We start from the raw sequence: 3,345 nt of genomic DNA on the forward strand, positions 1-3,345 counted from the left end.
GCGCAGAAAGCATAGCTCTGCTTCTCGGACCGGCCGCCGCCGAAAGCGGCGGCGACCAGCAGGTTTTCGAAGGTGGTCATGCCGGAATAGGGACGCGGGATCTGATAGGTCCGCCCGATCCCCATCTGGCAGCGCCGGAAGGGCGGCTCGCCGCGGAGTGCGGTGTCGCCGAGCTGGATCTCGCCGCCGGACGTCTTCAAGTCGCCGCTGATCATGTTGAACAGCGTCGTTTTGCCCGCCCCATTCGGGCCGAGGATGCCCAGCACCTCGCCCCGATGCACGTCGAAAGTCACGTCATGCAGGACGCGGACAGCGCCGAAGGACTTCGACACCCCGTGCGCTTTCAGCAGGATTTCCCTACCCATGACTCTGCCCGCGTCCCCGCTCATGTCACCAGGCGATCGGCTGAATAGCCTGTTGCGGCGCGAAGAGCTGATTGACCGTGTTGTCGACGATCTTCAGGTCATAAGGCCATTTCTCGCCCTTCACCCACTGGCCGCCGAAGATCGGCGTCTTGCAGATGTTCTTGTGGGGCGAGCCGTCGAACTTGATATGACCGACCAGCGTCTGCAGATCGGTAGCGACCAGGGCGTCTCGGTTGGCTGTGCGATCGAGCGGATTGGAAGAGCGCTTCAGGATGTCGAGCGCGACCTCGAGCAAGGCATGCGAATAGCCCAGCGGCTGCGTCCACTGCCGCTTCGAATCGACTTCCCATTGGCTGGCGATGTCGCTGCTGACCTGCCCGGTCAGCGACGACTTGAACGGGAACGCCGGTGTCCACCAGACCTCCGAGGACATGCCGTTGCCTAGAGGACCCATGGCCTCGACACCCCCCGGGAACAGGAGTGCCGCCGCCACCGTGACCGCCTTCGGCTTGAAGCCCTGCTGGTTGCACTGGGTGACGAAGGTCTTCAGATCGTCCGGATAGGTAATGCCGCCGATGATCTCGCAGCCCTGCTTCTTGAACTCGGCGATCTGTGCGGAAAAATCATTGGTGCGGGGCTGGAAATAGCCGGGCACCACGACCTCGTAGCCGGCCTTGCGGGTCGGCGCTGGCAAGCCATATTCGTCGTTGCCCCAGGTCTCGCCGTCGATGTTCTGCGGAAACAGCATGCCGACCTTCTTGTTGGTCTCCAGATGGCTCCAGAGTCCGACGAAGGTGTTCAGCGCCTCGTCGAGGCCCCAGAAGAAATGATAGGTCCAGCCGAAGGTCTGCTTGCCGCCGCCGCGCGGCATGATCACCGCTTGCCAGGGAGCACCGGAGGAAATGCAGGGGGTCTCATAAAGCTCGGCCTGCTCGGCCGCGGGCAGGATCGTGTCGGTGGTCGAGGCCGGTACGAGCAGATGCACCTCGTCGTTCAGGATGAGGTTGCCGGCGATTTCCGATGCCTTGTTCGGATTGGACTGGCTGTCGCGATCGAGGATCTCGATCTCGTAAGTATTGCCGTCGGCACATTGCAGCTGGCCGCCGAGCAGGGCGCGGATTTTCTGCAAGGTGTAGCCATCCGTTTCACCAAACAGGGCGAGCGGCCCGGTCGTGGGGCTGAGATAGCCGAGCTTGATCTTCCCCGCCGTCGCGGCGCGCAGATAGGTCGGCATGCCCAGCGTGCTGGCGGCAACGCCGGCTCCAATCCCCTTCAGGACGCTTCGGCGGCTGGGCCGCAAGCCCGATTTCACCAGTTTGTTGTAGTAGGTCATTGTCGGTTCCTCCCTGGGTTAAGTTTCTCCGGCCCACGGGACCGGTCTCAGTTCAAAGCTTGTTCAGGTCATCCTCAGCAGCGAGCCGCCATCGATGACGATCAGCGAGCCCGTCACGTAGGACGCGGCCGGCGACGCCAGATAGAGCGCCAGGCCCTTGATCTCTTCAGGGTCACCGATCCGGCCGATGAGCGACTGGGCCTCGAAGGCCTTGCGGTCCGCCGGATTGCGCAGCCGGCCGCCGGCGATGTTGGTGATGAACGGCCCGGGCAGGATTGCGTTGATGCGGATGTTGTAGGCGCCGAGCTCCATCGCCATGTGGCGAACGAGATGGTTCACCGCGGCCTTGGCGGGCATGTAGGGTGTACCCACGATGCTCTCGTTGATCAGCGAGGCGATGGACGACGTGACGATGATCTGGCCGCCGCCATTCGGCTTCATGTGCCGCACGGCATGCTTGATCGTGGTGTAGACCGAGGTCAGGTTTATCTCGATCACCTTGTCCCAGTGCTCGTCGGGCAGGTTCTCGATGGCGCCCTCGGGGTTCCTTTCGCCCGTCGGGGTGTTGAAGCCCGGCCCGGCGTCGATCCCGGCATTGGCGAACACGACGTCGATCGAGCCGGCCTTCTCGGCCACCTTGTCGAAGGCGGCCGCCATGGCCGCACGGTCGCCGACATCGACGACCTGGCCCCAGACATCGCCACCCGCCGCCCTGATCGCCGCCACGGTCTTCTCCAGCCCGGCAGGGTTCAGGTCGAAGATGCAGACCTTCGCCCCGTGCTCGGCCATGATCTCGGAATAGGCCTGCCCGATGCCGCTGGCGCCGCCGGTGACGATCACCGACTTGCCTCTGACATCGAACATCTTCTCAAGTGCGGCCATCAGTTTCCTCCCTTGCGCGACAGCACGAAATCGAACTCCACGTCGTAGAACGGCGCCGCGACCTCGACCCTGGCCGCGGCTTCGGCGTCCTCGACCTTGCGGAATTCGGCGAGCAGGCTTTTCTTCACGCCGAAGACGGCATCTGAATCGATGTACGGATCGTCCGGATCGAAGATGTGCGTGGTCAGCGCGTCGAAGCCCTCGGCCTCGACGATGTAGTGGAGATGCGCCGGACGATTGGGGTGGCGGCCTAGCGCGCCCAGCAGCCTGCCGACCGGACCGTCATCCGGGATCGGGTAGTATTTGGGCTTCACGCCGCGGAACCAGTAACGTCCGTCCGCACCGGTGCGGAACACCCCGCGCAGATTGAAGTCGGGCTGGATGCCCTTCTGCTGCACGTCGTAGAAACCCTCGTCATTGGCCTGCCAGACGTCGATCTTGGCGCCTGCGATCGGGTTACCCTCGGTATTGAGGATGCGGCCATGCACGAACATCGGCTCGCCCTTCTGGTCGAGGCAGATGTTCGATCCCATTGGCAATTCGGGCGCGTCGGCGACGTGGAAAGGCCCCAGCACCGTGGATTCCGAGGCACCCGACGGCTTGCGGTTGTTGATCGCATCGACCAGCATCGAGACGCCGAGAACATCCGACAGCAGGATGTACTCCTGCCGCCATTCGTTGCAGATCTGGCCCGTCTGCGTCAGGAACATGATCGCGCCGAACCATTCCTCCTGCGTCGGCTCGATCTCCTTCACCGCCTCGTGC

4 protein-coding genes are annotated in these 3,345 nt (G+C 63.5%); all 4 read right to left on the reverse strand.

The genetic code is table 11. From position 1 onward, the window contains the following. Positions 1–365 (reverse strand): ATP-binding cassette domain-containing protein (locus EN994_RS35875; RefSeq protein WP_245465977.1); only part of this gene is annotated, 365 nt, incomplete at its 3' end. Positions 366–390: 25 nt separating this feature from the next. After that, the gene (locus tag EN994_RS01525) at positions 391–1,698 is read right to left on the reverse strand and encodes an ABC transporter substrate-binding protein (RefSeq protein WP_063167504.1); all 1,308 of its coding nucleotides are present in this window, start codon (positions 1,696–1,698) and stop codon (positions 391–393) included. Between the two features lie 63 nt (positions 1,699–1,761). Further along, positions 1,762–2,580: an SDR family NAD(P)-dependent oxidoreductase gene (locus tag EN994_RS01530; RefSeq protein ID WP_013533089.1), complete on the reverse strand. Its 819-nt coding sequence runs from the start codon at positions 2,578–2,580 to the stop codon at positions 1,762–1,764. Beyond that, positions 2,580–3,345 (reverse strand): intradiol ring-cleavage dioxygenase (locus EN994_RS01535; protein ID WP_127307375.1); only part of this gene is annotated, 766 nt, incomplete at its 5' end. The genes EN994_RS01535 and EN994_RS01530, both read right to left, overlap by 1 nt.

Source organism: Mesorhizobium sp. M7A.F.Ca.CA.002.09.1.1, from assembly GCF_003998555.1.
Lineage (GTDB): Bacteria > Pseudomonadota > Alphaproteobacteria > Rhizobiales > Rhizobiaceae > Mesorhizobium > Mesorhizobium ciceri.

Excerpts from the sequence above, each read along its gene's own strand:
- EN994_RS01525 (WP_063167504.1), bottom strand. The coding sequence starts at position 1,698 with ATGACCTACTACAACAAACTGGTGAAATCGGGCTTGCGGCCCAGCCGC.
- EN994_RS01530 (WP_013533089.1), bottom strand. The coding sequence starts at position 2,580 with ATGGCCGCACTTGAGAAGATGTTCGATGTCAGAGGCAAGTCGGTGATC.